This is a genomic window from Xenorhabdus sp. SGI240 (genome assembly GCF_040081915.1).
In the GTDB taxonomy this organism is placed as follows: domain Bacteria; phylum Pseudomonadota; class Gammaproteobacteria; order Enterobacterales; family Enterobacteriaceae; genus Xenorhabdus; species Xenorhabdus bakwenae.
In genome coordinates this window covers 1-3460 of sequence record NZ_JBEBMB010000141.1, presented here as the reverse complement: position 1 = coordinate 3460, position 3460 = coordinate 1, and the positions used below count along the sequence as shown (strand labels likewise).

Below are 3460 nucleotides of genomic sequence, written 5' to 3'. Positions count from 1 at the left end.
CGCTCTTTTCTCTGCCATCTTACGCAGCAATTGGCCAATGAAATCTGTCCCCAGATAGCCAATCACCACACTGCCGATGTAGGCCAAGTCAGGATTCAGACCGAACAGATTTAATACATCACGAATGAACCAGGCGAACATGGCGCACATAAAGGCGTCGATTGAGACCTTTACCCAGCCGCCACCGTTGTAGCGGCCTCGGAAAAATGCCATTGTTCCGGCGAGAGTTGCCCAGATACCTTGCTCCCTTACCGATATGAGCCAGTCTCCGAGTTGTACCCAGATATCAGGATTTTCTTTCATCTTCATATTCCACCCCATTTGAACAATGGGCGTCCGTGGGGTGAACGATGGTTACCCCTGTGAGTTGTAGTAAGTGGGATGCCAGCCGCAACAATTTGGCGTGTTGAGACGTTGCGGCGGCGAATACAAAAAAACCAGCACTTGGCTGGTTATTGTGATAATAAACTAACTTTATAATCTATATTAAATATCACTTTGATGTATTCTGACAGCAAGGAAATATAAACCTAACAAAGTAGTGGTTGCAATATTTAACAACATCAAGAAATAGACAAAAACAAAAATAATTTTCAATGCAGTCAAGCACCATAATGAGCTCGCACTAGCAAACCAAACCGCAAAATTTTGTCCAACTAAAGATGTTGTTAATCCAATGCTGAATAATGCAAAGCTTACAAGAGCCAAATAACCAAATAGATAACAAATAAAGCGCCGTCTCGTGAGCTTCACTGATGACATTTTCCCTCGGAAACTTTCTTTTAAGGTAGGAGGAGTTCCCGCCATAATATCATCAATCCGAGCATTCCCAAAAGTAGAGACAGCCGCCAAGGCAGCAATATAAAAACCGATTAGAACCTGTAGCAAACCATTTACTTGTGAAATTAATCCATTATTTCCAATTAGCTTGAATTGATTTGGCAGGTAACTATATACAATAGTAATAAATATAGCACCAGCAAGTGGCAGATATAGGTCGTACCACTTTTTCTCCTCATGCTTTATTTTCAAATAATTAAGTGGTGATAAAAGTTTCATCATTTATCTCTCACTGCTTACAAAAGATTCTTCATCCTTAGTTCTAAATCTTCATGAATATTTTCTTCGCATTGGTTAATGCCATCTGGAAGAATTACCTTTTCACTTTTTGTAAAAAGTTTAGTGGCTGCATCTTCATTCCGATCTAACTCCAAGCTAGATTGCTTCCCATCCTTACTATAACTTATAGAAACCTTGCTATAGCCTTCTTTGAAGCCTCTTCTACGGAATATCTCTAGTAAGCGTTTTTTATCTCTGGTTGCAGGCTGCCTCACTACTTTAAATCTAACAGCTCTTTCTGTTAGTTCGGTGTAAGCAGTCCTGTCTAACCCGCCCTTTTTCTGTGTGCTAACAAGTCGAACATTATGAATCTTGCCGCCTTGTAAAGCATCCATAATGGTCTGGGAGCCATGAGAAAATATTTCCAATTTAGGCCTAAGCTTGCATCTAGCCCGAGTTGCTGGGTTTATAAAGTCAGAACCGTCGAATGCCTCTTTCAAAATGGCATTCATAAATGGCTCAATGATTGACTTACTTATTCCAGGAACGCATTCAACCAAAGTTTTGAAATAATCGACCGTATTTGGCGATGGAGAGGTCGAAATGATTATATGTGAAGATATGGCAATGCCTTCTCCTGCTAACTTAGGCTCTACTCGCAAACTCCCTGTAGCTAAATCCGCAAAAACCGGATCAGAAGCATTCTGATCACATAACTGCACTAAAAGTGTAGCGCTAGTATTCCCAGAATCATATCTAGATTTTGATATACGAATCGCCCTTGTCCCGTTATTATAAGTCTTTACTGCCCCACCTTGCTGAACTAACATATTAATTCTACTGAGTATGTCAGTTATTGGAATATCTGGTGCCTCTATATGCGTAGGTTTAAAACAAAAATCGAATGTTAGAACCCACCTATCTAAGTTTGAAAGCACAACAGTCAGCCTCTTAAAATAAATTTATATGATAAATTTACTATTAATATCTATATGCCAACAAGTCTGCACTTCAAACAAATTGATCTGTGTTCCATTTAGAAATCCATTAGCTGTATATAAATACAGTATCACTCATAACTCAAACTGAAAAGAAGATTTTACCTATCAATTTTTCGCTTATTGAATAAGCCAGATTGAATGTCGTGTAACAAAAAAAGGCCACGCCATGCGCAGCCTTGGAATAACTACTTGAATTAGTTCCGATATCGGAATTCCGATATCGAGAAATTGAAATATTCATCTAAACATCCCGAACTTGCGGGATTTTGAACTACCTGAAAATCTTCGGTAGTTGGATAAAACCATCGAATTCATCTTTCATAGGTGTGTTCTCTATACCAATTCGAGGTGTTGATCGAAATGGTCAGAACAACACCTAACATTCTGATTTAAATATGATATAGGTGTTTATCGACCCCGATCGAGCTGTGAATGCTGAGTTGACTGCTGAACTTATTTCCCGTTCGGCTTCTCTCTTGCCGCCCAGTAACGATCATGTTCTTCTGGTGTAGCTCCCTGAGCTTCGAAAGTATTACCAATTTTCAAGCCATCAGGCAAAAGCGCCCAAGCAACATAAAAATACCGGGGTTCAAATTCTTCCCCTATCCATCGATAAATACCGCTATATTCTTTCTCATTCCAGAAACTAACATAACCAATGTGCCAACCATCGCAAGGATTTAAAACCAACACTTCTTTACCGTTCATATCAAACGTAGGTTGCTCAGAGGCAGGACGGATAACTAAGGATTCTGTGACTGGTGCAGACATACGCTCCCCCGGAAAGCAAAAAGCCCCGCGAGTGCGAGGCTTAGAATTCTTTTCTGTTTCAACGAGAGGCAATAACCCATCGTTGGAATAACGATAGGCTATTTTTCCGAGAAATGCAATAGCTATTTACTATTTATTTAAAACTAAATAGAAGTTATTTCCCTTTTTGTGAGTTTTTGCAATATAAAATCAGCTCTAGCCTCCTCTTTAAAACATTCTGTTACCAGATGCTCAAACAATGGCTGATATTTGTCGTAGCAGGTAGTTTTGGATACTCCCGTTAGTGGCTTCACTTCGCCCCATACATCTGTAAATTTCAGCCTAGAATACCCACGACCAGAGCATTTAGGACAGGTTTTATAGGTTGGAATACCAATCAACTTTGTCTGTTTTGCATCCAGAACCTCCCCGCGGCCATTGCAGCGGCATGAGTGACTGACTTCACTTTTCCCTTTACATGTCGGGCAAGCCACCCTCACCACCTCTCTAACTTCACAAAATTTAGCGTATGATGACGGAATAATTTCTACCCCCATACTTAAATTTGCCTTAACCAGATTTCTTGCCATCCACGGTGTATATGTCTTTGTAGTAAACACCTCTGCTTCAATAAACCCATCTTCACAATC

5 protein-coding genes are annotated in these 3460 nt (G+C 40.0%); all 5 read right to left on the bottom strand.

Annotation, left to right across the window (positions count from 1 at the left end):
* The coding region (locus tag ABLA76_RS17545; protein ID WP_348988888.1) for a phage holin, lambda family at positions 1-303 on the bottom strand (303 nt) is incomplete at its 3' end.
* 183 nt (positions 304-486) lie between these two features.
* Entirely contained in the window at positions 487-1062 is a 576-nt protein-coding gene (locus ABLA76_RS17540; RefSeq protein ID WP_047771602.1) for a hypothetical protein, read from the bottom strand.
* A gap of 14 nt (positions 1063-1076) precedes the next feature.
* Positions 1077-1889 carry a hypothetical protein gene (locus ABLA76_RS17535; protein ID WP_152669838.1) on the bottom strand — a complete coding sequence of 271 codons (813 nt, stop codon included), beginning with the start codon at positions 1887-1889 and terminating at the stop codon, positions 1077-1079.
* Between the two features lie 624 nt (positions 1890-2513).
* Positions 2514-2831, bottom strand: a complete 318-nt coding sequence (locus tag ABLA76_RS17530) for a hypothetical protein (protein WP_348988887.1) — start codon at positions 2829-2831, stop codon at positions 2514-2516.
* A 143-nt stretch (positions 2832-2974) separates the two neighbouring features.
* The coding region (locus ABLA76_RS17525) for an antitermination protein (RefSeq protein WP_348988886.1) at positions 2975-3460 on the bottom strand (486 nt) is incomplete at its 5' end.

Bases quoted from the DNA above. Each gene is read 5' to 3' on its own strand.
- ABLA76_RS17540 (WP_047771602.1), bottom strand. From the start codon at position 1,062: ATGATGAAACTTTTATCACCACTTAATTATTTGAAAATAAAGCATGAG.
- ABLA76_RS17535 (WP_152669838.1), bottom strand. From the start codon at position 1,889: ATGTTAGTTCAGCAAGGTGGGGCAGTAAAGACTTATAATAACGGGACA.
- ABLA76_RS17530 (WP_348988887.1), bottom strand. From the start codon at position 2,831: ATGTCTGCACCAGTCACAGAATCCTTAGTTATCCGTCCTGCCTCTGAG.